The 2,122-nt window shown below is 75.0% G+C and carries 3 protein-coding genes; all 3 read right to left on the bottom strand.

The window, feature by feature from the left end; all coding sequences use genetic code 11:
• The coding region (locus VFZ20_RS02975) for an ABC transporter ATP-binding protein (protein WP_329682336.1) at positions 1-404 on the bottom strand (404 nt) is incomplete at its 3' end.
• Positions 401-1,387: an iron ABC transporter permease gene (locus VFZ20_RS02970; protein WP_329682335.1), complete on the bottom strand. Its 987-nt coding sequence runs from the start codon at positions 1,385-1,387 to the stop codon at positions 401-403. The genes VFZ20_RS02970 and VFZ20_RS02975, both read right to left, overlap by 4 nt.
• Positions 1,384-2,122, bottom strand: a 739-nt coding sequence (locus tag VFZ20_RS02965; protein ID WP_329682334.1) for a helical backbone metal receptor, incomplete at its 5' end; no start/stop codon positions are given. The genes VFZ20_RS02965 and VFZ20_RS02970, both read right to left, overlap by 4 nt.

The following is a 2,122-nucleotide window of genomic DNA, read 5'->3' as shown; positions in this document are numbered from 1 at the left end:
AGGTCGGCCACGTCGCAGCGGCGCAGGGCATCTTCCACCGCGCGGCGGTCCGTGTCCCCTTCGCGGCGCCAGGCGCCCAGGTGCGGGTAGCGGCCCATGGCCACCATCTCCCGCACGCTCATGGGAAAGACGGCTTCCTCGCCCTGCGGCACCACGCCCACCTCGCGGGCCAGCGCCTCGCGCCCCCACGCCGTCAGCGGCCGGTCCTGGAATTCCGCCGATCCGGACGAGGGCTGCAGGATGCCGAGCAGGAGCCGCAGCAGCGTGGACTTGCCCGATCCGTTGGGTCCCAGGACGGCCGTCGTGGCGCCGGCGGGGATCTCCAGGGAGAGATCGGCGACGGCGGGGCGGGTGGATTCCGGGTACCGGTACGTGAGCCCGGCGCAGCGCCATCCGCTCGTCACGCGCCCCTCCTGCGCAGCAGCCAGATGAAGAACGGCACCCCCACGAACGCCGTCACCACGCCGATGGGCAGCTCCGTGGGCGCGGCGGCCGTGCGCGCGACGGCATCGGCGAGGACGACGAACGTGGCGCCCATCAGCACGGACGCGGGGAGCAGAAAGCGGTGGTCCGCGCCCCACAGCATCCGCGCCACGTGCGGAATCACCAGCCCCACGAAGCCGATCACGCCGCTGGCCGCCACGGACGCCGCCGTCAGCAGCGAGGCCACGCCGTACGCGATGAGCTTTACGCGCTCTGTACGCACGCCCAGGTACGCCGCCGTCTCCTCGCCGATGGCCAGCAGGTTCAGCGGCCGCGCCAGGGCCAGGAGGACGACGAGCGCGGGCACCGCCGCCAACGCCAGCGCGCCGATGCTGCGCCAGGTGGCGCCCGCGAAGCTGCCCATCATCCAGAAGATGGCCGCACGGAATGTCTCCGTCCGCGCGAAGGTGAGGATGAGCATGATGCAGGCGTTGAAGAACGCGCCCGCCACCACGCCGGCCAGCAGCAGCACGCGCGTGTCCAGCGTTCGCCCCACGGAGACGCCCACGCGCATCACGAAGACGATGGCGCCGATGGCCCCCGCCAGCGCCGCCAGCGAGACGATGCCGCTGCTGGCCAGGGCGCCGGTCAGGACGATGGCCGTCGCCGCGCCCACGGCCGCGCCGCCGCTCACGCCCAGGATGAACGGCTCCGCCAGCGGGTTGCGCAGCAACGCCTGGAACACGGCGCCGCTGGCCGCCAGGCTGCCGCCCACGAGGGCCGCCAGCACGGCCCGGGGCAGGCGCAGCTTCTGGACGATGGAGACGGTCGTGGGGTCGCCCACGCCGCGCACGCCGTCCACCACCTCGCGCGTGGTGAGCGGCACGGCCCCCACGCGCACGCCCAGCACGAGCGCGGCGAGCACGGCGGCCGCGAGCAGCATCAGCCGAAGTGCGGGCTTCACGGGGCCGCCGTCCCCGGGCGCACGGCCGGCGGAGCCGAGGTCAGCTCCGGGTGAAGCGCGTCGCGCAGGGCCCGCGCGGCCTCGCCCAGGCGCGGACCGGGGCGGTTGACGACGGCCACGGGCACCTCGGCTACGCGCGTCCCCGGCCGCGCCGTCAGCTCGCGCCAGCCGGGCGTCGTCCGCAGCGCGTCGGCGGAGAACTCCGCCCCCGCGCCGCTGGGGATGACCACCACCTGCGGCCGGCGGCTCACGATCTCCTCTACGGACACCTGCGGCCACTCCTGCTTCATGTCCTCGAACGCGGGCCGTCCGCCGGCCACGCGGACGAGCTCGGAGAGAAAGGTGGACGGCCCCGCGACCATGGGCGGGTCCACCCACGCCACGTAGACCACGGACGGCGCCGGCCGCCCCGCCACGGAGCGGCGTACGGCGTCCAGCTCCGCGCGGACGGACGCCGCCACGCTGTCCGCCTGCGTCCGGCGCCCGGCGAGCGTGCCCAGGTTGGCCAGCGCGCGAAAGACGTCCGCCGTGTCCTGCGCGGCCAGGCCGTAGACGGGAATGCCCAGCTCGCGCAGCCGCGTGCGCAGCGCCGCGTCACCCTGCGTCTCGAAGCTGATGACGAGGTCCGGGCGCAGCGACGCCAGCGTCTCCAGGCTGGGGTCCAGCCCTCCGCCCACGGAGGGCAGCGACGCCAGCGCGGAATCCGTGTCGAAGTCCGTGCGGCCCGCCAGCAGC

The organism is Longimicrobium sp., assembly GCF_036280135.1.
Classification (GTDB): Bacteria; Gemmatimonadota; Gemmatimonadetes; order Longimicrobiales; family Longimicrobiaceae; genus Longimicrobium.
Note: the sequence above shows the minus strand (reverse complement) of the source record. Positions and strands in the feature narration are given on the sequence as shown.